Genomic DNA, 22203 nt, shown 5'->3' with positions numbered 1-22203 from the left:
GCTGCGCTACTCTCTCTTGGCTACTCGCTCTTGAGCCTTTTACGGATTCGCGGGTCCCACCACGCCAGCGCCAGGTCGCTCACCACGGTTCCGATCACGGTCAGCGTGCTGAGGATCATGATGAAGCTGCCGACCAGGTACATGTCCTGGTTCATGACGCCGTTGAGCAGCAGCGGGCCGCCGGTCGGCAGGCTCATGACCACCGACACGATCGTCTCGCCGCCGATCAGGCCGGGCAGCAGCCAGCCGACCGTGCTGAAGAACGGGCTGAGCGACATCCGCACCGGGTACTTCAGCAGCAGCTTCCACTCCGGCAGGCCCTTGGCCCTGGCGGTGTGCACGTACGGGCGGTAGAGCTCGTCCAGCAGGTTCGCCCGGGTGACCCGGATCATGCCGGCGGTGCCCGACACGCCGATCACCACGATCGGCACCCACAGGTGGCCGAGCAGGTCGAGGACCTTGCCCAGGTTCCAGGCGGCGTCCTGGAACTCGGGGGAGAACAGGCCGCCGACGCTCTGGCCGAAGAAGCGGAAGCCGACGTACATGAGGATCAGCGCCAGCATGAACTCCGGCACCGCCATGCCGATGAACCCCAGGAACGAGAAGCCGTAGTCGCCCCACGAGTACTGCTTGACCGCGCTGTAGATGCCGATCGGGAACGCGATCGCCCAGACCATGAGCAGCGAGCTGATCGACAGCACCGCCGACAGCGCGACCCGTTCGCCGATGAGCGTGGAGACCGCCTGGTTCCAGGCAAACGATTGACCAAAATCGCCGTGCAGGAGGATCGCCGTGATCCAGCGCCAGTACTGCAGCAGGAGCGGGTCGTCGAGGCCGTACCGGTGCCTGAGGTTGGCGATCTCCGCAGGGGTGAGGCCCTCGCCGCCGGCCTGCGCGTTGGCCACGAGCGTCGAGACGTAGTCGCCCGGCGGCAGGTTGATGATGACGAACGTGACGATCGAGATCGCCCAGAGCGTCACCACCACGTACACCAGGCGGCGGCCGAAGTAGCCCAGCACGTCGGCTCCTCAGAGCGAGTACTGCTCGGGCTGGGTCGGCCCGGGGCTGGTGAGTGCGTTGGCCATCGAGTCGGGCACGTTCTTGAAGCTGTTCGACACGATGCCGTACTCGTCCGGGTACGTGCTGATCCCGATCGCGTAGAACTGCTGCGCCGCGATCTCGATCACCTTCTTGGCGGACTCGATCGCCTTGGTGGTGTCGTACTCGGTGCGCATCTTGGTGAACGCCTCCAGCTGGTCGCGCACCTCCTTGGGCGGCTCGTCGCCGGCCTTGCCCTTGCTGCCGTACCACTGCGCCCAGCGGATGGCGTAGCGGGCGCTGCCGGAGTTGCTCGGCACGTAGTAGTGGTCGCCGCCGGTGCCCGTGATGATGTCGAAGTCGCTGCAGGTGTACGTCGAGGCCTGCGGCTGGTTCGCCATCGAGCGCTCGGTGAACAGCGTGCCCGCGACCGGGTCCACCCGCAGCCCGACCCCGACCGCCTCCCAGCCCTTCTTCACGAACTCCAGCGCCTCGGTGTGGTGCGGGAACTCGGTGCTGGCCATGACCGTGACGATCAGCGGCCTGCCGTCGGGGCCCAGGCGCTTGCCGTCGGCGTCCTTCCTGGTCAGCCCGGCCTTGTCGAGGTGCTCGTTCGCCTTCGCCGCGTCGAACTCGGTGTACTGCTTGGCGAACGCCTCGTCGTAGACCACGTTCCGCTTGGACGGGGCGCCCTGCCACGGCTCGCCCTGGCCCGCGTACACGCCGTCGATGATCTCCTTGCGGTTGATCGCGTACGACAGCCCGATCCGGAAGTCCTTGTTCTGGAACAGCTTGCGCAGCTCGTCGTCCGCGATCGTCTGGTTGAACTGGATGATCATCGTGTTGCTGAGCCGGCTCGGCACGTCGAACAGCCGGTACTTGCCCTTGGCGGAGTTCTGGGAGACCAGCGGCTTGTTCTCCGGCGTGTTGAAGTTGCGCAGCTGCATGCCGATCTCGCCGTTCATGATCTTCAGCAGCTCGACCTGGACGTCTCCCAGCACCTCCGCCCGGTACCGGTCGATGTACGGGAGCTGGCGACCCTGCTGGTCGACCTTCCAGTAGTACGGGTTGCGCTCGGCCACCAGCGCCGTGCCCTTGCCGATCGGGTTGCTCACCTTCCAGGCGTGCAACGTGGGCTGGTCGGGGTTGTGCCACGGGTCCTGCTTCAGCATGAACAGCTGCGTCCAGTCCTCAAGCTGCTGGTCCTTCGCCAGCTGGTCGGCGTTCGGGGTGTACTTCTTGTGGAACTGCTTGAGGTAGTGCTTGGGCAGCAGGAATCCGCTCAGGCCGGGCCGCTCGAACGTCGCGACCGCGATCTGGAAGAGGAGGCCCGCCTTCGGCTCCTTGTAGACGTAGCGGACGGTCCGGTCGTCGACCTTCTCGACCTTCACCCGCTCGGTGGTGCTGCCGTTCTCCAGGAAGAGGTCGTAGATGCCGGTGGTGTGCAGGTCGTGGTACGTGGCCACGTCCTCGAAGGCGAACATCAGGTCGTCGGCGGTGCACGGCTGGCCGTCCGACCACTTGAGGCCCTCGCGGAGGCGGAAGACGTATTCCCGGCCGTCGTTCCTGACCTCGAACTCCGCCACGTTGGCCACGATGTCGTCGAGCCCCTTCTGGCCGTTCGTGCCGGGCTTGAGCCTGACCAGCGGCTCGTACCCGAGGGTGTTGATCAGCCAGTCGATGTCGTCGTCGCCGACGATGGCCGAGGCCCAGGTGCCGCCGTACGTGCCCGGCTCCTTCAGCGGCGTGACGACGAGGGGGTTCTTCGGCAGGCGCTGCTCCAGCGGCGGCAGCTTGCCGCTCTTGACCAGCTGCGCCAGCGCCGGGGACTCCTTGGCGGACATGTCGGCGGCCTGGGCGGCCCCGCCCGTGTCGGGGCTGGTGTCGAGGAAGCTGCAGCCGGTGGCGGTGGTCAGCAGGAGAAGGCCGCCGCCGCGGAGGAGGTTCCTCCTCGTGAACGGTTGGTGGGTCATGGGGGTGCTCCAGTTCTAACGATTGACCTGCACCAGGCTGAACCTGGCCGTGGTGTAGGCGTGGACGGCGTTAGCCTCCTGGTTGCCGTCGACCGCGAGGCCGATGTAGAACCGGCCGGTCCGCATCACGATGCGCTCGTAGCCGATGCGGTCCCAGTTCAGCGAGTTGGACGACAGGAAGGCCTCGAACTCGTTGTCCCCGGTCAGCAGGCTCCGGCAGACCAGGCGCAGCCAGTACGGCTTCTTCGGGTTCAGCGGGTCCTCGCCGGCGGCCGGCCAGATGCCGACGCTGGGCTGCTTGCCGTTCGAGGCGACCCTGACGGCCTTGGCGCGCATGCCGGCACCGTCGTCACCGCTCGCGGACAAACCGATGCCGGCCAGCATGAACGGTGAGTTCGGCGCGAGGTCCTGACGCACCATGATGCCCGCGACGGCGTCGACGTGCCCCATGCTGATGCTGTCCACCCGGGCGGTGATCTCGAGGACCTCGCCCCGTCTGCTGAACCCGACGGCCTGATAGGCGAAGTGGAAGGAGTCCTTCCAGCCGGCGATCTTCCCGGATCCCTTCAGCGTGAACACGCCGTCCTTCAGCGCCGTGCTCCCGGGGATGGCCACCTCGCCGATGTCCTTCGCCGTCCATGGCTTGTGGGTCATGGTGCGGGTGACGTGGATCGGCACCAGGGACGAGGTGGTCGCCGACCCGGTGCTGTCGGTCGCGCGCGCCGTCAGGGCGTAGGTGCCGTCGGTCGCGTCCGCCCAGGTCGCCTGGTACGGCGCCGCGGTGGCCTCGCCGATCTTCTTGTCGCCGTGGAAGAACTCGACCTTGGCGATGGACGCGCCGTCGAGGGCCTTGGCGTCGGCCTGGACGACGATGGACTGCTGGTCCGTGGCCGCCGCGAACACCTGGTCGATCTTGGGGGAGAGAATCGCCACCTCGGGGTTGCGGGCCCCGGCTCGCTGGATGGAGTTCAGGTAGCGCTCCAGGTTCGTGTACCCGCTGCCGTCCACCGTCCTGGCGTCGTCGGCGCTCTCCGGGTTCAGCCCCTGGGCGATCTCCCACTCGTCCGGCATGCCGTCGTGGTCGCTGTCGGCGGGAGCGGGCGCCTCGGGCGGCGACGGCAGCCAGCCACCCACGTCCTTCTGGGAGTTGATGTGGCGCCCCGTGCCGGTGCGCGCCTCGTTGACCAGCCGGGCGTCGATGGCGTCCCGCCGCGGCAGGATGGCTCCGGCCTGCTCCAGGACCGTCGCGAACGCCTGCTGCGCGGGCTGCTCCGTGATGCCGTTCTCGAACTCCACCGGTCTGGGCCGCAGCGTGATGCCGCCGGTCGGGTAGGTGATGCCGAGCGTGTTGTCGGCCGTGAGGTCGGCGTGGCCCTCGACCGTGTTGCCGCTGACGTGCCACTCGCCGAACCGGCCGGGGGCCACGATCGTCCTGGCGATCGGGAGCAGCGTGTTGGGGCCGGGCTTGTAGTAGTTGCCGATGATGTTGATGCCGTTGGCCCATTCGCCGCCGTAGCAGGACGTGATCCCGGGGTTGTAGATCACGTTGTTGCGGTGGTCCACCATCAGGCTCATGCCCTCGGTGAAACTGAAGCGCGGGTTGCGGCCGTTCTCGTGGATGAGCAGGTTGTGGTGGTAGGTGATGGTGTCGCCGCCCCACAGGCCGCCCATGCCGTGCCGGCCCTTGGGGTGCACCGAGTTCACCAGGCCCTCGGAGATGATGCACCACTGGACGGTCACGTTGGTGTTGCCGTAGACGGAGAAGCACTCGTCCACGCCCCAGCTGAAGGAGCAGTGGTCGATGATGATGTCCCGCACGCCACGGGCGCCGAAGGTGTCGATGGCGGTGCCGAGTTCGTCGCCGCCGCGGAAGCGCAGATGGCGCAGGATGATGTTGCTGCCCTTGATCTGCGTCTCGTTGCCGATGACGGTGATGCCGTGACCGGGGGCGGTCTGGCCGGCGATGGTGAGGTTGGAGCCGGTGATGTCCAGCCCGCCCTTGATCTTGATGTTGCCGGACACCCGGAAGACGACCGTCCCGTCGGACTTCGCCACCGCCTCACGTAATGATCCCGGGCCGTCGTCGTCGAGGGTGGTCACCTCGTACACGGCACCGCCCCGGCCGCCGGTGGTGTACATCCCGGCCCCCTCGGCGCCGGGGAAGGCGGGCACACCCTTCGCCTTCACCTTCGGCGCGATGGTGGGCGTGGGGCTCGGGCTCGGGCTGGGCGTTGCCGCCACGTTGTCCGCCCATGCCACGGCGGGCGGGACCAATGCCGCGGACCGCACGAAATCCCGGCGACTGAATTCTGATTGCTGGCGATCGAAGCCAAGGGCCTCGGTCATGCGTAACGCTCTCTTTCCGCCCGAATAGACAGGGCTGTGCCGTCTTTTGGCACGACTCCGGACCACGCTGCCGTTAGGTGAGAATTTTTATTCAGCCATGAATAGAGTGGATTCATCACATCGTGAACGACACTGTTGTGACTGTCAAGAGCGCTTTCCAACCCAGCAGGCTCCCGCGTCAACCTCGCGCCCCGGGCGCGACGCGGGACGGCGCGGCTCGGCGCAACACGCACAAGAGCACCCCCGACGGCGCACCGTACGCCCTGGCCGTCCCGGTGAGGCGGAGGTCAGTCCTTCAGAAGTTGCTCGGCCACGCCCACATCCGTGATGAGCGTGTTCACCCACCCCCCGCGCAGCGCCGCCCGGATGGCCGCCGTCTTCCGGCGACCCCCCGCGATGGCGATCCGCCGGGGCACCCGGAGCAGGTCGGCGGCCGAGATGCCGAGGATGCGCTCCTCCAGCGGCGAGGCGATCAGCCGCCCCTCGGCGTCGAAGAAGCGCAGGCAGGCGTCCCCCACCGCCCCCAGCTCCCGCAGCGTCTCGAAGTCCTCCTCCGAGATGGCGTTGCCGCTGTCACGCAGCAGCGGCGACGGGTCCAGACTCCCGATCCCCACCAGCACCGTGGTCAGCCGCGACCAGGCGTCCACCACCTGCCGTACGACGTGATCGTCGGAAAGCGCCTGCCGCGCCGCCGCGGACCCGACCAGGCCGGGCGCGGGCAGGAAGACCGGCTCGGCGCCCGTGAGGTCGGCCAGGTGGGCGGCCAGGCGGGTGGCCTGGACCTGGGCGGAGCCCTTGCCCACCCCGCCGATGAGCTGGACGACCTCCTCCGCCACCTGCACCGGGCGGCGCTGCATGGCCTCCACCGTGGCCAGCAGGCTCTCGCTCCAGGACGAGATGCCCAGGTGCTCGCCGCCGATCAGGGTGGCGTCCAGGTACGTGGCGCCGGCCGAGCCCAGTGCGGTCACCACGTCGTGGTTGTCGCCGGTGGCGTCCACGACGATGATCTGCTCCACGCCGTACTTGCGCTCGAGGTCCTCCTCCAGCAGTGCGTGCACACCGCTGGGCACCACGACCACCGTGCGTACGATGCCGATCTCCGCGGCCTCCTTGAGCAGCCGCGACACCCGCGGCTGCGAGATGCGCAGCTGCGCGGCGATCTGCGGCTGGCGCACCCCGTGCTCGTGGTAGAGGCGGGCGACCCGCACCAGGAGCCGCATGCGCTCCGACTCCTGGCCGAGCCTGCGACCGCCGAACCTCATGGGCTCGCCGCCGGAGCGGCCCTTCTCGAACTGACTGTCAGCTCCCACGATCGCTGGCCTCCGCTTCGGCTTCGCCGCTCATGCTGGTCCGGTGGCGAGCCCGGGCCACTGCCGAGTGCCATTCTGCTAGGCCGCGGCGACGCTCGCACCATCCCGCCGACGTCTCCGGCCGCCGCACGGCCCACCGAGCCCTCCCGCCGCCTAACGCCGGGCGAAGGCCTGCAGCTTCGCGAAGAAGTCCTCGAAGATGAACCGCGCGTCGATCGAGTCGTACGTACGGATCGCCCGGTTGTCGGCGGAGAAGTCGTACGATCCGTCGTGGCGGAAGTTCGGGGCGGGGCGCTCCACCCACGTGCCGCAGTCGGGGTGGAGCATCAGCCCGATCGCGGGGGAGTCGCCGAGCGCGCGGAACTCGATCGACCCGCTGTGCTGCTCGTTCCACTCGACGAGCTGGCGCACGAGGTAGTCGCCGAGCTCGCCGTACGGTGCGACCTTCGCGTCGAGCTCGGCGTAGCCGACCGCCGTCATCCGGTACGTCGGCGCCGGGACCTGCCAGACCTTGAGCGCCGAGGAGAACACGACGTTCGCCGCCACGATGTCGTTGGACAGGTTGAACTCCGGCCGGCCGCCCTGGCCGCCGCGCCCGTCGTACCCGTTGCCGCCGATCCAGATCACGGTCACGTCGCGTTCGGCGATGCGCGGTTCGAGGAGCAGGGCGCAGGCCATGTCGGTCAGGGGGCCGAGGAAGGCCACGTACAGCGGCTCGGGGGCGTCCCGCATGGCCTCCTCGATGATCAGGTCCGCGCCCGGCGACGGGACGGGGGTGACCACGTCGGGCAGCGCGTACGGGGCGCCGTCCTCGACCCTGACCGTGCCGTCGAGCTTCATCAACCGCAGCAACAGGTCGATTTCCGCGCGGCTTTCCTCCAGGCTCGACCGGGTGCGGCGGTTTCCGAAATGCGCGGCGATCAGGCCGCGAATATCGAGGCTCGGGGACAGCAGGGCGTGCACGATGGCGAATTGGTCGTCCGCCTCGTTTTTGGCGTCGGTGTTGACGATCACTCTGCGCCGGTGGGAAAAGGTACGGCCCGCCATGCACACCCTTCCATCGAGCTTGAATATCCATTCAAGCAAGTATCTATATTCTGATATTATGTTGTGACATTTGTGGTGTCAAGGTCCCACAGGATGACGGACAGCGCGTGCGGCGAGATGGTGTGGTCGTCGTGCGTGGCGTCCTCAAGGAGATCCCACCGCCCCCGCTCGGGCCGCCCCCCGGCGAGCAGCGCCACCCGGTCGCGCACCGGGGCGTGGTAGACCCGGTGGCCGACCCCGTTGAAGCAGCACTCGTCGAACCGGTTGAGGATCTGCAGCTGCCCGCGCCCCGGCCCCACCGACGCCAGCACGTACATGTCGAGGAAGTCGTCGGAGGTGGCCGCGTAGAAGCCGGGCAGCGCCTCCTTGGTCTGCTCCCAGTCGCCGGTCGTGGGGCGCGGCTTGGGCGAGGCGGGACGCAGGAAGAACGGCAGCGACCCGGCCGTGGGATAGCTGCGGGTGACGCGCGGGTCCAGCGCCGAGAACACCGTCGTCGTCCAGCCGCCGCCCGACAGGCCGATCATCTCGACGGAGGCCGGCCGGTACGTGGCCTGCGCGTGGTTGAGGGTGACCGTGAGCGGTTCGAGGAAGAAGGTCAGGGCGGAGAACTCGGCGCTCTCCCAGGGCGGGAGCTCGCGGTGGGAGGGGTTCGGCAGCAGCTTCGCCGGGTCGTCGGGGTCGGCGATCTGCTGCTGGTTCCAGTGCTGGAACGGCATCGCGTACGCCATCACCCGGTAACCGCGATCGAGCAGGGCCTGGACCGTGCGGAGCATGGTGTCGAACGGCTCGCCGTGGCCGTTGTGGTAGAGCGCGAGGCGCCGGTTCCACGCGCGGCGCGGGACGATGTCGTACACCTTGGCCGACACCTGGTAGCGCAGCGGCACCGTCAGCCGGTCGATCCTGCGGACGCCGGTCAGGGAGGCGAAGTCGGGGGCCGGCACGCCGCTCTCGACGGTGGGGAGCGTCTTGGGCCGGCCCGCGCCCTTCCAGATGTAGTCGACCATGCGCTCGCGTTTCGCGGCGAGGTCGGCGGCCGACGCGATGCCGATCAGCGGCTCGATGTCGACGCCCGCGACGGCGGCCGGCAGCGTCTTGTACTCGGGGCCGAACCGGGCCGCCACCTCCTGATTGACGGGCGCCACCGGCCGCGCCGCTCCCTTGTCCCCGTGGAACCCCACGTCCGCCGCATCGGTACGGCTCGCCGCCTCCGCCGGACCCGCGACGGCGGCCGCCCCGATGCCGCCCAGCACTCCGCCCAGAAGGGCACGCCTGCTCGCCAACCTGTCCATGCCGTCCATTCCTTTCGCTACGTCAAACCCGTGATCTCAACGCGGCGACCTGGGATTCCAGCCGCCCAGGACGTACGCGGGGTCGCTCCATCGCTCCGCCTCGGCGGTCGTCAACTGGCGGGAGCAGGGCAACCGCTGGGCGGTGTCGATCGCGCGACCGGTGGTGAGGTCGGTGCTGCCGTACTCCCAGAAGGAGAGGTTCTGCGCCTGCGCGCAGTCGTTCGGGTCGATGGCCCAGCCGGCGGGGGCGATGTGCCCGTCCATCCTGGTGTCGATGAACACCGCCTGGCTGTGCGTGAAGCGCCACACGGCGCTGCGGCTCAGCACCACCGAGCCGTCCGGCACGCCGGGGGCGCGCGTCAGCCTCGTGCGGACGAACACGGCGCCTGGCCTGGTCGCGTCGTTGCGGCTCTGCGAGATGTAGCCGGCGTCCGTCGACTCCAGCACCGAGTCCTGGATGAACACCGTGCCGGTGCCCCACACGAAGTCGGTGTCGCCGCTGATCCGGCTGCCGGTGACGAACCCCTTGCCCTGCAGGCGCAGGGTGTCCTGGTGGCTGCGCAGGTCGACGCGTTCGAGTGCGATCCGCTCGTTGTTGCCCCGGAACGCCTCCGCCTGCGAGCCGCCGTCGGGGGTCGTGTTGTGCAGCGTGAGGTTCTGAATCCGGAAGTCCGCCGCGTCCACCCCGAACATGGCCCGCCAGCAGTTGTGCAGGTCCGAGGTCTCCAGGACGCGGCGCGGGCACACGTCGGCGGGGCCGCCCTGGCGCAGCGCGGCGTCGCCGTTGCGCAGGTCGTTGTTGGCGTACCGGATCACGGTCCGGCCCGCGCCCGCCCCGCGCACGGTGATGTGGGGCCGGTCCTCGCGCACGTAGACGATCTCGGTGTAGACGCCCGGCCGGACGTCGATGGTCACGGGCGAGCGATTGCCGACGGGCACGGCGTCGACGGCGCCCTGCACGGTGCAGAAGTCCCCGGTCCCGGCCCCGGAGACCGTCAGGTGCCGGGTCCGAACGCCCTGCTTGCGGGTTTTGAACTCCCACCTTCCGGGTTCCGGCACGCCGCCGAACCCCGTGAACACGCCGGGGTCGACGGTGACGTAGTACTCCTGCCCGTACTCGAGCCGCCGGTGCAGGTACACGCTGGCCGTGTTGCCGTCGATCATGACTGATTCGTACGAGAAGTCGTGCGGCAGTCCCGTGTCGGAGACGGCGGCGCCGATGTTCTTCTTGTCGGCTCCGGCCGTGGCGGCTTCGATCCGGTCGGCCAGCGTGCCGTCGGCCCGGCGCACCTCGATCGCCCCGGAGGAGCCCAGCGTCGGGGGCGCCGGGAAGGTGATCTTCAGGGGTGCGTCGACGCAGGTCGCCCTCGCGCGCCCCGGCACCGAGAACCGCACCCCCTCCCCGCCGTCCATGGCAGGGGCGGTGGGCGGCGTGGTCGCGCCGGCGAGGGGTGCGGGGGCGGGGGACAGGGCGATCGCTGCGGCGACGAGCGCGGTGATCGGGGCCTTCACATTCACCTCTCAAAGAGCGAATGGATAGTTGGCTTTGAATATATATGTAGACGGCTCGACAAGATCGGTCAAGGGCAGGAGGTCTTGTCGGTTGGCGGGGGTTCGTGGCATGCTGGGCGGCCATCGCGGATGTGACACGTGTAGACTCGGCGCTTGACCTGGTCAGCGGCCGGAGGGCTTGAAGGAGCGAAGCCATGAAGAAGAGCCTGGCCCTGGTGAGCCTCTTGGCCGTGCTGGCCGCCGGGTGCGGATCTGGTGGCGGCGGGGGAGATTCGGCGTCGAAGACGCTGCGGTTCGTCGGTCCCGAGGATCCCAAGACGTTCCAGCCGGTCATCGACGGGTTCCAGGCCAGGAACCCCGGCGTCAAGGTCGCGTACACGCAGATCCCCTTCGACCAGCTCAACAGCACCCTGCAGCAGCGGCTGGCCGCCAAGGACGACACGATCGACGTCTACACCGTCGACCAGCCGCGCGTCGCGGCGCTGGCCACCCGGGGCTTCCTGGCCGACCTGAGCGACTGGAAGGACCGCGTCAAGCAGGCGGCCCTGCCCGCCCAGTACGAGGTCAACGAGCACAACGGCAAGCTCTGGTCCGTCCCCGTCTGGACCTCCGACCAGTTCCTCTTCTACAACAAGACCCTGCTGAAGAAGGCCGGGATCACCCCGCCGCCGAGCGACCCCGCCAAGCGCTGGACGTGGGAGCAGACGATCGAGGCGGGCAAGAAGGCCCAGGCCGAGGGCGGCGCCCAGTGGGCGTTCATCCCCGAGCAGATCGAGCAGTACTACCAGCTGCAGAGCCTGGCCGAGTCGCTCGGCGGCGGCTCCGGGATCACCGGGCCCGACATGCTCACGCCCGACCTGACCACCGACGGCTGGGTGAAGGCGATGACCTGGTACCGCGACCTGTTCGCGAACAAGCTGGCGCCGCGCGGGGTCGGCTCGTTCCAGACCTCGCCGCTGTTCACCGAGGGCAAGGTGGCCTTCTTCGCGGGCGGCCCGTGGGACGTGGGCGTCTTCTCGGCGGCCAAGGACCTCGACTGGGGCGTGGCGCCGTACCCCTACTTCGCGGGCGGCAAGCAGGTGACGCCGACCGGCTCGTGGTCCTGGGGCATCAACCCGGCCTCGGAGAACCAGCAGCTCGCGCGCAAGTTCCTCGAGTACGGCGCGCTCGACCCCGAGGGCAACCTGCTGACCACCAAGGCCACCACGATCATCCCGTCGAACCGGGCCGCCTTCGAGAAGTACGTGCCCACCCTCGACGCGCTGGGCGGTGACAAGAGCAAGGGGGTCGGCGAGATCCTCAAATACGACGCCGACCACACGGCGGTCGCGCGGCCCAGGTCGGTGGGGTACATCCAGTTCGAGGACATCATGACCAAGGCGTTCGCCGACATCAGGAACGGCGCCGAGCCCAAGCCCCGGCTCGAACAGGCCACGCAGGAGATCAAGACGGCCTGGGCCCAGCTGCGATGAGCGGCCGGTCGCGGACCGGGGTCGGGCGGCCGGTGCTGGTGTCGCTGGCGTTCCTGGCGCCCGCCCTGGTCGCGCTCCTCGTCCTCCGGCTGATCCCCGCCGCGATGGCGTTCGCCAGCAGCCTGAGCCACACCAGCCTGGTCAGCGGCGAGACCGCGTTCGTCGGCCTGGGCAACTACGCCACCCTCTTCGCCGACCCGACGTTCCTGCAGAGCGTCCGCGTCACGCTCGTGTTCAGCCTGATCGTCAACCCGCTGCAGATCGCCGCCGCCCTCGCCCTCGCGGTCCTGTTCACCCGCCGCTTCGCGGGCGTGCGGTTCCTGCGGGTGCTGGTGATCCTGCCGATCGCGGTGCCCCCGGCGGTCTCGGCGGCCATCTGGAGCGTCGCCTACCGGCCCGACGGCCTGCTCAACTCGGTGCTGAGCGTGCTGGGTGTCTCGCCGCAGCCGTTCCTCACCTCGCCGGGCCAGGCCCTGTGGTCGCTGATCGTGCTGCTGTCGTGGATCGGCGTCGGCTACTGGATGATGTTCCTCATCGCCGGGCTCCAGGACATCCCTGCCTCCCTGTACGAGGCCGCCGCGATCGACGGGGCGTCGGCCTGGGCGCGCTTCTGGCATGTCACGCTGCCGCTGCTGCGCAGGCCGCTCGCGTTCGTGCTGGTGGCGGACACCGTCTCGAACTTCCTCGTCTTCGCTCCGGTGCAGATGCTGACCAACGGTGGCCCGCAGGGCTCCACCAACGTCACCATGTTCGACATCTTCACCCGCGCCTACTCCGTGGGTGACCTGAACCTCGCCCAGGCCGAGGTGATGCTGCTGGTGCTGCTCGTCCTGGCCGTGGTGATCGTGCAGTTCCGGCTGCTGCGGGGGAGGGACTGACCACGGTGTCCAGACGCCTGTACGCCCTGCTGGGCACGATCGTCGGCCTGGCCTTCGCGCTGCCCCTGCTCTGGGCCCTGTCCAGCTCGCTGCGCGGCGGCTCGGAGATCTTCCGGCACATCTCGCGACTGTCGTGGGAGACGTTCGTACCGGCCGACCCCACGCTCGGCAACTACGCGAGCCTGGTCACCGGCGACTTCGGCCGCGCGATACTCAACTCCCTGCTCGTGGCGCTGGTCACCGTGGCCGCGGGCCTGCTGATCTCGGCGGCGGCGGCGTTCGGGCTGTCGGCGGTGCGGTTCAGGGGCCAGGGGGCGCTGTTCGCGATCGTGGTGCTCAGTTTCCTCATCCCGTTCGACGCGATCGCGATCCCGCTCGCCACGCTGTTCCGCGACTGGGACCTGACGAACACCTACGCCGGGCTAATCCTCCCGGGCCTGGGCCACGGCCTGGCCATCTTCCTGCTGCGCCAGTTCTTCCTGGCCATCCCCAAGGACCTGGTGGAGGCGGCGCGCATCGACGGGCTCGGCTGGTTCGGCGTGTTCGCCCGGATCTACCTGCCGCTCTCGCGTCCCGCCCTGGTGAGCGCGGGCCTGACGCTGTTCATCTTCCAGTGGCAGTCGTACGTCTGGCCGCTGCTCATCGGCACCGACGCCGCACACCAGCTCGGCCCGATCGCCCTGGCCAACCTGCGCGGCCAGTTCACCATCGACTACGGCCAGCTGTTCGCGGGCTCGATCGTGCTGACGGTCATCCCGCTGCTGATCATCCTGCGCTTCCAGCGCCACTTCACGCAGTCCATCGCCACCACGGGCCTCAAATAGCCTCCGAGAAGGGTCTTCATGAGTTCTCCGACCATGCGCGTCGTCTTCGACACCGACATCGGCTCCGACGTGGACGACGCTCTGGCGCTCGCCGTCCTGCTCGGCTCGCCCGAGGTCGACCTGCTCGGCTGCACGACCGTCTACGGTGACACGCTGCTGCGGGCGCGCCTGGCCAAGCGGCTCGTACGCCTCGCGAACCGCTCCCTGACCGTCATCCCGGGGGCGGCCCGGACCCTGACGGACCGGCCCGTCTGGTGGGCGGGCCACGAGGGCAGGCTCTTCACCGACCTGGAGACCGAGGCGGTGGAGCCCGGGGACGCGGCGGCGTACCTGGTGGACCGGGTGAGCCGGGCGCCGGGCCAGGTGGACGTGGTGGCGGTGGGGCCCCTCACCAACATCGCCAACGCCCTGACGGCGTCCCCGTCGTTCGCCAGGGACGTCCGGCACCTGTGGATCATGGGAGGCCGCTTCGACGACCCCGAGCCCGAGCACAACCTGCGCTGCGATCCGGAGGCGGCGGCCGTCGTCTTCGGCTCGGGGGTGCCCATCACGGTGACCGGCCTGGAGATCACCACCACGGTCCGGATGGACGAGGCCGACGTGGCCGCCATCGCGGGGGCCGGGGCGCTGGGGGAGGCGCTGAAGGCGGAGATCGAGCAGTGGTGGCGGTTCTGGAACGAGGAGTGGAACAGCCCGCACGACCCGATCACGGTGCTGAGCATGCTGGTGCCCGGCCTGTTCACCTTCAGCCCGGAGGGGCGGGTGGAGGTGGGGGCGGACGGCTCCAGCACGTTCGTGCCCGGGGGAGGCCGGACCCGGGTCACCGTCTCGGGCTCGCCGGAGCCCATCGCCCGGGACATCGTCCGCCGGATCGTGGCCGCGCAGGCCTGAACGTCGCTACGACAGCCGGCAGGTTGTCTCCTGCGAATACGCGTACTGAGGCTGCTCGGCGACCGCATTGCGGCCCTGGTACTTGAACTGGCACACCGACGTCGCCGTGATGTTCTTGCTCGTCATGCCGAAGCACGACAGGTTGTCCCAGTTGCCGGCGGCCATGCTGTAGCCCTCCGCCTTGCAGTATTCGTGGGCGTCGTTGAAGGTGATCGAGCCCTGGGCGGGCTGCGGCGGGCCGCTGCTCGGGGGCGGTGTGGTCTTGGTCGGCTTGGTCGTGGGCCTGCGGGTCGGCTTCTTGGTCGGTTTCCGGGTGGGCTCGACGACCGAGGCCTTCGTGCGCCGCGGCGTGTGGGTCTGTGTGGGCGTGCCCCGTGAGACGGTGCTCGGGCTGGGCACGGCCTCGGCCGACAACTTCCGCTCGGTGGCCGCCGGGACGGGCGTGTCCTGGGCGAGCGGCGTCTCAGGGGTGTTCGTGGACGGCGAGGGCACAGAGGACACAGAGGGCACGGACACGGGCACCGACGCCGCCGAGGTCGTCCCCGGCGCCCTGTCGCCGGACGCGACGGGCGCCAGCGCGAAATAGCCGGCCACGGCGGCGACGAGCAGGGTCGCGCCCGCCGTACCCATGATCAGGCCGCGCCGCCGGTTGCTCGCAGCCTGCTTGCTCGCATTCTGCTTGCTCGCATTCTGCGCGGCGGCGGGCCTTCCCGGGCGGGTGATCGGAACGGTGTTCCAGACGGGGGACGGAAGCGCGCGCAGGCGTTCGATCACCTGGGCGGCGGTGGGCCGCCGGTCCGGGGCCTTGGACAGGCACTCCTCCAGTAGCCCCCGCAGCGGCCCCTGGAGCCCGCCCAGGTCCGGCTCGCCGTGCAGGATCGCGTGCAGGACGCCGGGGATCGAGTCGCCGGTGAAGGCATGCTCCCCGGTGGCCGCGTAGACCATGGTCGCGGCCCAGGCGAACAGGTCGCCGGCGGGCCCGACGCCGCCGCCGGAGATCTGCTCGGGCGCCATGTAGGCGGGGCTGCCGATGGCCTGGCTGCTGACGACCGACTGGCTGAGGTCCAGCGCCCGCGCGATGCCGAAGTCGATGACGACCGGGCCCTCGGGCCCGAGCAGCACGTTGCCGGGCTTGAAGTCGCGGTGCACCACCCCCGCCTCGTGGATGGCCATCAGGGCGGTCGCGGTGTTGATCGCCAGCCGCTGCAGCGCGGCCGCCCCGCGCGGCCCGTTGTCCCGTACGGCGGCGTGCAGCGACGGACCGTCGACGAACTCGCTGACGATGTACGGCCTGCTCCCGAGGAACCCGCAGTCGAGCATCTGGGCCGTGCAGAAGAGCGCCACCCGCCGGGCGGTCTCCACCTCCAGCAGGAAACGTTTCTGCTCCCGCTGGTCGGCCATCAGGTGCGGGTGTAAGAGCTTGACCGCCACGGGCACGCCGTCGTCGCCTCGCCCCACGTAGACGGTGCCCTGCCCGCCCACCCCGAGCCGCCCTTCCAGGCGGTAGGGCCCCACTGTCCTGGGGTCCTCGGCCAACAGGGCCAACACTTCGGCCACCAAGCCTCCAGCCGGTCAAATTGGCCAAGATCGTATCAGAGCGTTGCGTTGGGTAGTTAAGTGACGAGTCAGACGCCTGGGGCCCCTGGTGACCGGCTCGCCGGCGCGGTGAACCACAAAGTTTGCTCCATGGGCGAGGCCGATGTTGTCAATGATTCGGTACGAGGGTCCGATATGCACGATGACCAGGCATGTCGTCCAGGTGGTCGGCGCCCGTCATGGGCATAATGTTGGTTATATCGGCTCTTGGCGGCGTATGGTGACCAACTCGCCCGAGCCGATGCGAGGCATCGATGTCCACTGCCACGTCGCGCGTCTCGGCGCGAACGTACGCCGGCGGGCTGCCCGCGGAGGTGACCAGCTTCATCGGGCGTCGGCACGAAGTAGCGGCGGTCAAGCGCCTGCTGGCCGACGCCCGCATGGTGACGCTCACCGGTCCCGGCGGCGTCGGCAAGACCCGCATGGCCCTGCGCGTCGCCACCGACCTGCGCCGGGCCTTCCCCGACGGGGTCTGGCTGGTCGAACTCGCCGAACTGGACAACCCGGCACTGCTGCCGCAGGCCATGGTCGCCGCGCTGAAGATCCAGAGCCACGCCGCCCGGCCGCCCGTCCAGGTGCTCACCGAGCATCTGCGCCAACAGCGGGCGCTGGTCGTCCTGGACAACTGCGAGCACGTCCTCGACGAGTCCTGCCTGCTGGCCCAGGCGCTGCTGCGCTCCGCCCCCGAACTCCGCATCCTGGCCACCAGCCGGCAGCCGCTGGGGGTCGTCGGTGAGCAGGAGTTCCCCGTGCCGACGTTGCCGCTGCCGAGCGGCGACCCCCAGAACACCATGTCCGACGCGGTACAGCTCTTCGCCGAGCGGGCCACGGCCGTGCTGCCCGATTTCACCGTCACCGACGAGAACCAGGACGTGATCGAGCAGATCTGCCGCCGCCTGGACGGCCTGCCGCTCGGCATCGAGCTCGCCGTCGTGCGGCTGCGCGTGCTCTCGGTCCACCAGCTGCTCGACCGGCTGGACGATCTCTTCGGGCTGCTCAGCGCGGGTTCGAAGGCCACCGCGTCCCGCCACCGGACGCTCCGCGCCCTGATCGACTGGAGTCACGGGCTCTGCACCGAGCACGAGCGCCTGCTGTGGGCGAGCCTGTCGGTGTTCACCGGCAGCCTGGACCTGGAGGCGGCGGAAGAGATCTGCGCCGGGGCCGGCCTTCCCCACGACGAGATCCTCGATCTGATGATCGGCCTGGTGGAGAAGTCCGTCCTGATCCGGGAGGAGCACCCGTACGGGGTGCGGTTCCGGCTGCTGGACACGATCCGGCAGTACGGGCGTGAGCGCCTCGCCGCCTCCGGCCAGGAGCAGGAGCTGAAACGCCGGTATCGCGACTACTACCGGCGGCTCTCGCGCGAGGCGCAGGCGCAGCTGTTCGGCCCGGGGCAGGCCGAGCTGCTGACCCGGCTGCGCGCCGAGCATCCCAACCTGCGTACGGCCCTGGAGTACTGCCACGCCGAGCGCGCCGGGCTCTGCATCGACATGGCGAGCGACCTGCTCGACCACTGGATCACCAGCAGCCACCTGGGCGAAGGGCGCGACTGGCTCGAACAGGGGCTCGCGCAGGCCGCCGGCGGCTCCGAGGTCAGGGCCCGGGCGTTCTGGGCCTGCGGCTCGCTCGCGATCATCCAGGGCGACCAGACCTCGGCCATCGGGCTGCTGGCCAAGAGCAGGACGCTCGGCGAGCAACTCGGGCTGAAATCGGTGCTCGGCTACGTCGAGCTCTACTCCGGAATGGTCGCCATGCACGCGGGAGACACCGCGTCGGCCGTCAGATCCTTCGAGGAGGCGGTGACCCACCATCGCGCCGACGGCGACCCCGCGGGCGAGGTGCAGGCGCTGACCTGGCTCACCCTCGCGCACTCCTTCCTCGGCGACTCCGAACGCGCCGTCGCCGCCGCCGAGGAGGGCATCGCCATCTGCGACGCTCATGGCGAGAGCTGGCACCGGGCGTACACGACGGCGGCGCTCGGCATCGAGCTCTGGCGCCAGGGCGACCCGCGGCGCGCGACCACTCTGGAACACGAGAGCCTGCACGTCTTCCACGACCTGGACGACCCGGTCGGGGTCGGGCTCACCATCGAGGTGCTGGCCTGGATCGCCGCCTCGCAAGGGGAGTACGCGCGGGCCGGGGAGCTGCTGGGCGTGCTGCGCACCCTCTGGGAGGCGATCGGCGCGCCGCTGCTGGGATTCGGCCACCTCATCGGATATCACGACGAATGCTCGGCCCGTACGCGTTGCGACCTCGGCGAGCAGGCCTTCCAGGCGGCGGTCAAGCGCGGGGCCAGGCGCACCCCGGAACAGGTGCTCGCGTACGCACTCAAGCAGGAGGCGCCCGCTCGCTGCCGGTCCGGTGCGGCGGACCAGTACGCGCCGCTCACCCCGCGCGAGACGGAGATCGCCCGGCTCATCGCCCGGGGAATGAGGAACAAGCAGATCGCGGCGGCGCTGGTGATCGCTCAGCGCACGGTCGAAGGCCATATCGAGCATGTTCTGTGCAAACTCGGCTTCAACTCCAGGACCCAGATCGTCGGCTGGGTCGCCGAGCAGGCCCGCCGCACGGGCGAGCGGCCTCCCGGGGGCGAGTGAGCATGCCGGTGAAAGTCCGCAACCTCCCAGCCGCAGACCTGCGGCAGGGTGACTCTTGCGGTTTCGTCGGACGGCGGCACGAGATCTCCCAGGTCAGGAGGCTCCTGGCGCAGACCCGCCTGCTGACCCTGACCGGCGTGGGCGGAGTCGGCAAGACCCGGCTGGCGCGACGCGTCAGCGAGATCCTGCCGCAGCGGTACCGCGACGGGGTCCGGCTGGTGGAGCTGGCCACCATCGACGACGAGGACCTGCTGGCCCCCGCCGTGGCCGCCGCGCTGGGAATCCAGGACCGCACCCCGGACCTGGAAGCCCTGCTGATCGAGCACCTGGCGGACAAGCAACTGCTGCTGGTGCTGGACAACTGCGAGCATCTGCTCGGCGCCTGCGCCCGGCTGGTGCGGCAGCTCCTGCACGGCACCTCGCGGGTGCAGATCCTGGCCACCAGCCGCCAGTCGCTCGGGGTGTACGGCGAGCGGGTCCTCCCCGTGCCGTCGTTGCCGACCCCGCAGCCCGGCGACAGCACGCGCGACATCGCCCGGCGCGACGCCGTACGCCTCTTCGCGGAGCGGGCGGCGACGATCCGGCCCGGCTTCCTCGTCGACGCCGCCAACGCCCAGGCGGTCGCCCGGCTGGCCCGGCGCCTGGACGGGATCCCGCTGGCCATCGAGCTGGCGGCGGTACGGCTGCGGACGACGTCGGTGGAAGACCTCGTGAACGAGCTCGACAAGCGCCTGGAATTTCCGGCCGAGGTCAGCCCCGGCACGCTCGCCCGCCACCAGACCCTGCGGGCGACCATGGAGTGGAGTTTCGGGCTGTGCTCCTCCGGCGAGCGGCGGCTGTGGGAGCGGCTGTCGATGTTCCCGGGGGGTGTGGACGTGGAGACCGCCGAGGCCGTCTGCCCCGGGCAGGGGCTGGCCCGCGAGGACGTGCTGGATCTGATGATGGGGCTCGTCGACAAGTCCGTCCTGTGCGGGGCGGAGCCGCACCACGCCGGGGCCCGCCACCGCATGCTGGAGACCATCCGCGCGTACGGCCGCGAGCAGATGCCCGCGGCGGAGGCGGAGGCGCTGCGCGAGCGCTACATCGACCACTATCGCCGGCTGGCGGAGCGAGTGCGCGTGGACCAGGTGGAGCCGGACCAGCTCGATCGCATGCGGAAGCTGAAGTCTGAGCTTCCCAACGTGCGCGTCGCCCTCGACCTCTGCTTCGCCCGGCCCGCCGACGTACCCGCCGGTCTGGAGATCGCTTCCGAACTATGGGCCAACTGGCTCGTGGCCGGTGCTCTCAGCGAAGGCCGGCACTGGCTGAAACGCGGCCTCGCGATCGTGCCCCGATCGAGCGTCGCCAGGGCGATGGGCCTGTGGGCCGACGGGCTGCTCGCCTTCTACCAGGGCGATGCGGCGGCGGCCGGCGCGCGGGAGTGCCTGGAGCTCGCGCGGCGGCTGGGGGACGAGGGAGCGCTCGCGTTCGCTGTCCAGCTCTCCGGCGTCGCGGCATTGTCCGAGGGCGACGTCGAGGCCGGGCTCGCGCTCCTGGAGGAGGCCCGTGTCCGGCACTGGGCGAGAGGCGACGTCCACGCCGTGGGGGTCACCCTGTACGTCGCCGCCCTCTTCGCCGCCACGATGCGCCCGGACCGGGCCGCAGAGTACGGCGAGGAACTGGTGACGTTGTGCGAGAAGCGTAACGCGACGCTCTTCGGTGCGTACGCACTGTACGCGGTCGGCATGGCCCGCTGGGAGCAGGGTGACTTGCGGCAGACCGAGGCCAAGATGCGGGAGGTGGCCGCGTTCTGGGCCGCCGCGGACGACCGGTGGGGCCTTCCGCAGTCCCTGGAGGTCCTGGCGTGGACGGCCGGGGCACGTGGCCGGTACGAGCGCGCCGCCCGGCTGCTGGGCGCCGCCCATGTCCTGTGGGAGGCGGTGGCCGCCTCTCCGGCGCGGATGCGGTACCAGGCGAGATCGCACCAGGAGTGTGCCGAGCGGGCGCGTCGCGCGCTGGGGGCTCGGGCGTTCACGGCGGCTTTCCGCGACGGCACGCGGCTCGAGCTCTTCCAGGCGGTCGCGTACGCACTGGAAGAGCCGTGACGGACCGCACGCGACACGGCGACGCAGCGGCGCAGGCAGGCCGCGTACGGCAGGGCGATCAGCGGTGCAGGCGGGGCTCGGGACAGCCGCAGGAGCCGCGGGTGACCAGGTGAGCGGAGAAGATCTTGGTAACCGGCTCCACACCCTCAGACTCGATGGCACTCACCAGCGTCTCCGTCGCGTGCCGGGCCATCTCGTCGATGGGCTGGCTGATCGTCGAGAGCCCCGGCACCGTGTACGCGGCCTCCCGCGCCCCGTCGAACCCCACCACCGCCACGTCCCCGGGCACCCGCAGCCCGAGGTCGGCGGCGGCGCGCATCGCGCCGATGGCCTGGCCGTCGATGGAGGCGAACAGCGCCGTGGGACGCGCGGGCGGCGACAGCAGCCGCAGCGCGGCGTCGTAGCCGCCCTCCAGGCTCAGCTCGCCCTCCGCGACCAGCTCCGCCGCCGGTTCGACGCCGGCCTCCTGGAGCGCGCGGCGCCAGCCCGCGGCCCTGAGCCGCACCGGGGTGATGTCCAGCGGGCCGCCGACGAAGCCGATGCGGTGGTGGCCGTGTTCCAGGAGGTGCCGGGTGGCCTGGTAGCCGCCCTCCTCGTCATCCACCGCGAGGCGGGAGAAGAACGGCGGAGCCGCGTGGTCGATGGTGACCACCGGAACGCGTCCCCGCATCTCCTCGGCCTGATCGGGCGAGACCGGCACCCGCATCAGCACCAGCCCGTCGACCTGCCGCTCCAGAAACCCCCGGACATAGCCCTCCGCCCGCGCCGGATCCTCGGCCGAGTTGCCGAACAGCACCGAGTAGCCCCGCTGCCAGGCCACCTCCTCGCAGGCCCGGGTGAACTGGCCGAAGAAGGGGCTCTTCCCGCCGGCGCTGTCGGAGGCGATCACGCCGATGGTCCACGAGCGGCGCGAGCGCAGTGACCTGGCCACCGCGTTGGGGCGATAGCCGAGCTGCTTGATGGCGTCCAGCACGCGCTGCCTGGCCGACTCCGAGACCGGCCGGGGCCCGTTGTTGATCACGTAGCTGACCACGGCGGGCGAGGTGCCCGCCAGCCGCGCCACGTCGTTGCGCGTCACCACTCGCGTCTCACTCCGGCGTTCACGAACCCAGCTTATGGGCCGGAGCACCCCATACAGGTCTCCGGGCGGGTGGGCTTCGGCTTTGGGGAAGCCCGCGGGATACCTCACCGGGGAAGGCTACGGCGAGCTGCCAAGCCTTCTCGGCCAGGCACTCAGCCCTAGGACTGAGATGAGGTGGGATGTGTGCGCCTTCGCACGAAGATGGTCCAGCGCAACGGCACGCAAGAACGTCCAGGTGCCAATCTGCTCGGCGGTCTCGCGCAGT

Annotated in this window: 15 protein-coding genes; 6 read left to right on the top strand and 9 right to left on the bottom strand. The window is 70.0% G+C overall.

The annotated features are described in order from the left end of the window. Nucleotides 1-20: 20 nt before the first annotated feature. From ACIBQ1_RS04715 to ACIBQ1_RS04685, 7 genes are all read right to left on the bottom strand, one after another. Nucleotides 21-1019 carry an ABC transporter permease gene (locus ACIBQ1_RS04715; protein ID WP_397274624.1) on the bottom strand — a complete coding sequence of 333 codons (999 nt, stop codon included), beginning with the start codon at nt 1017-1019 and terminating at the stop codon, nt 21-23. 9 nt (nt 1020-1028) lie between these two features. Continuing rightward, nucleotides 1029-3011, bottom strand: coding sequence for an ABC transporter substrate-binding protein (locus ACIBQ1_RS04710; protein WP_397274623.1), 1983 nt, complete (start codon nt 3009-3011; stop codon nt 1029-1031). A gap of 15 nt (nt 3012-3026) precedes the next feature. Then, the gene (locus tag ACIBQ1_RS04705) at nt 3027-5198 is read right to left on the bottom strand and encodes an Ig-like domain-containing protein (RefSeq protein WP_397274622.1); all 2172 of its coding nucleotides are present in this window, start codon (nt 5196-5198) and stop codon (nt 3027-3029) included. Between the two features lie 446 nt (nt 5199-5644). After that, entirely contained in the window at nt 5645-6667 is a 1023-nt protein-coding gene (locus ACIBQ1_RS04700) for a sugar-binding transcriptional regulator (RefSeq protein WP_397274621.1), read from the bottom strand. A gap of 153 nt (nt 6668-6820) precedes the next feature. Beyond that, nucleotides 6821-7714 (bottom strand): nucleoside hydrolase, encoded by an 894-nt coding sequence (locus ACIBQ1_RS04695; protein ID WP_397274620.1) that lies wholly within the window; start codon nt 7712-7714, stop codon nt 6821-6823. Nucleotides 7715-7770: 56 nt separating this feature from the next. Next, on the bottom strand, nt 7771-9003 hold the full coding sequence (locus tag ACIBQ1_RS04690; RefSeq protein WP_397274619.1) for a hypothetical protein: 1233 nt from the start codon (nt 9001-9003) through the stop codon (nt 7771-7773). 36 nt (nt 9004-9039) lie between these two features. Beyond that, complete coding sequence (locus tag ACIBQ1_RS04685) at nt 9040-10515, bottom strand: pectinesterase family protein (RefSeq protein ID WP_397274618.1); 1476 nt, start codon at nt 10513-10515, stop codon at nt 9040-9042. A 194-nt stretch (nt 10516-10709) separates the two neighbouring features. On the opposite strand from ACIBQ1_RS04685, the gene ACIBQ1_RS04680 reads away from it, so the two are divergent. From ACIBQ1_RS04680 to ACIBQ1_RS04665, 4 genes are read left to right on the top strand one after another with little or no spacing between them, the layout of a single operon-like run. Further along, nucleotides 10710-11987: an ABC transporter substrate-binding protein gene (locus ACIBQ1_RS04680; protein WP_397274617.1), complete on the top strand. Its 1278-nt coding sequence runs from the start codon at nt 10710-10712 to the stop codon at nt 11985-11987. Continuing rightward, nucleotides 11984-12865 (top strand): carbohydrate ABC transporter permease, encoded by an 882-nt coding sequence (locus tag ACIBQ1_RS04675; RefSeq protein ID WP_397274616.1) that lies wholly within the window; start codon nt 11984-11986, stop codon nt 12863-12865. The genes ACIBQ1_RS04680 and ACIBQ1_RS04675 overlap by 4 nt, the downstream gene beginning before the upstream one ends. A gap of 5 nt (nt 12866-12870) precedes the next feature. Beyond that, on the top strand, nt 12871-13689 hold the full coding sequence (locus ACIBQ1_RS04670) for a carbohydrate ABC transporter permease (protein ID WP_397274615.1): 819 nt from the start codon (nt 12871-12873) through the stop codon (nt 13687-13689). An 18-nt stretch (nt 13690-13707) separates the two neighbouring features. Next, nucleotides 13708-14580: a nucleoside hydrolase gene (locus ACIBQ1_RS04665; RefSeq protein ID WP_397274614.1), complete on the top strand. Its 873-nt coding sequence runs from the start codon at nt 13708-13710 to the stop codon at nt 14578-14580. A 6-nt stretch (nt 14581-14586) separates the two neighbouring features. Here ACIBQ1_RS04665 and ACIBQ1_RS04660 read toward each other — a convergent pair whose 3' ends face one another. Then, nucleotides 14587-16137 (bottom strand): serine/threonine-protein kinase, encoded by a 1551-nt coding sequence (locus ACIBQ1_RS04660; protein WP_397274613.1) that lies wholly within the window; start codon nt 16135-16137, stop codon nt 14587-14589. A gap of 293 nt (nt 16138-16430) precedes the next feature. Between ACIBQ1_RS04660 and ACIBQ1_RS04655 the strand changes: the two genes are divergently transcribed. Together ACIBQ1_RS04655 and ACIBQ1_RS04650 are read left to right on the top strand one after the other, a co-directional pair. Next, nucleotides 16431-18773 carry an ATP-binding protein gene (locus ACIBQ1_RS04655; protein WP_397274612.1) on the top strand — a complete coding sequence of 781 codons (2343 nt, stop codon included), beginning with the start codon at nt 16431-16433 and terminating at the stop codon, nt 18771-18773. A 2-nt stretch (nt 18774-18775) separates the two neighbouring features. Further along, the gene (locus tag ACIBQ1_RS04650; RefSeq protein WP_397274611.1) at nt 18776-20857 is read left to right on the top strand and encodes an ATP-binding protein; all 2082 of its coding nucleotides are present in this window, start codon (nt 18776-18778) and stop codon (nt 20855-20857) included. Nucleotides 20858-20915: 58 nt separating this feature from the next. Here the strand turns inward: ACIBQ1_RS04650 and ACIBQ1_RS04645 are convergent, their stop codons facing one another. After that, nucleotides 20916-21935, bottom strand: coding sequence for a LacI family DNA-binding transcriptional regulator (locus ACIBQ1_RS04645; RefSeq protein WP_397274610.1), 1020 nt, complete (start codon nt 21933-21935; stop codon nt 20916-20918). Nucleotides 21936-22203 lie beyond the last annotated feature (268 nt).

The sequence above is a fragment of the Nonomuraea sp. NPDC050153 genome, from assembly GCF_044460125.1.
Lineage (GTDB): Bacteria > Actinomycetota > Actinomycetes > Streptosporangiales > Streptosporangiaceae > Nonomuraea.
The sequence above is the reverse complement of the archived record's forward strand: the minus strand, read 5'-3'. Positions and strand labels throughout refer to the sequence as shown.

What these genes read in the sequence shown, in the direction of transcription:
- ACIBQ1_RS04710 (WP_397274623.1), bottom strand. Translation starts at nt 3,011, where the DNA reads ATGACCCACCAACCGTTCACGAGGAGGAACCTCCTCCGCGGCGGCGGC.
- ACIBQ1_RS04695 (WP_397274620.1), bottom strand. Translation starts at nt 7,714, where the DNA reads ATGGCGGGCCGTACCTTTTCCCACCGGCGCAGAGTGATCGTCAACACC.
- ACIBQ1_RS04690 (WP_397274619.1), bottom strand. Translation starts at nt 9,003, where the DNA reads ATGGACAGGTTGGCGAGCAGGCGTGCCCTTCTGGGCGGAGTGCTGGGC.
- ACIBQ1_RS04680 (WP_397274617.1), top strand. Translation starts at nt 10,710, where the DNA reads ATGAAGAAGAGCCTGGCCCTGGTGAGCCTCTTGGCCGTGCTGGCCGCC.
- ACIBQ1_RS04675 (WP_397274616.1), top strand. Translation starts at nt 11,984, where the DNA reads ATGAGCGGCCGGTCGCGGACCGGGGTCGGGCGGCCGGTGCTGGTGTCG.
- ACIBQ1_RS04665 (WP_397274614.1), top strand. Translation starts at nt 13,708, where the DNA reads ATGAGTTCTCCGACCATGCGCGTCGTCTTCGACACCGACATCGGCTCC.
- ACIBQ1_RS04655 (WP_397274612.1), top strand. Translation starts at nt 16,431, where the DNA reads ATGTCCACTGCCACGTCGCGCGTCTCGGCGCGAACGTACGCCGGCGGG.
- ACIBQ1_RS04650 (WP_397274611.1), top strand. Translation starts at nt 18,776, where the DNA reads ATGCCGGTGAAAGTCCGCAACCTCCCAGCCGCAGACCTGCGGCAGGGT.